This window comes from Gilvimarinus sp. 1_MG-2023 (assembly GCF_030548285.1).
Genome location: NZ_JAUOSC010000541.1, coordinates 1 through 329, shown reverse-complemented (window position 1 = coordinate 329; position 329 = coordinate 1). Strand labels below are relative to the sequence as shown.

1 protein-coding gene is annotated in these 329 nt (G+C 57.8%); it reads right to left on the bottom strand.

Going from position 1 to position 329, the window contains the following annotated elements:
* On the bottom strand, positions 1-293 hold a 293-nt coding region (locus tag Q4563_RS17990; protein ID WP_303605476.1), incomplete at its 3' end, for a PP2C family protein-serine/threonine phosphatase.
* Positions 294-329: the final 36 nt, after the last annotated feature.

Here is a 329-nt window from a genome sequence, read left to right as displayed (position 1 = left end):
ACCCGGGCGTTGACAGCCCGTTGTGTTTCATCCAACCCGGCAGCGGGCAAGGACTGAATCCGTACCATCACACAGGTCAGGTTGTCATCCGATCCGGCCTGCAAAGCCGCATCCAGCACGTCTCGACAAATATGCTCAATCTGATGCTGGCGCGTATCCGCTCCAACGCTCGCCATGGCTTGTTGCAGCTGCTCATGACTGACAAACCCGTGAACACCATCCGTGGTGAGCAATAATTGATCGCCAACCTGCAGATCACAGGTCAGATAGTCCACTTCCAGACGGGAGTCCATCCCTAACGCCCGGGACAAGGCCGAGCCACCCTGGCT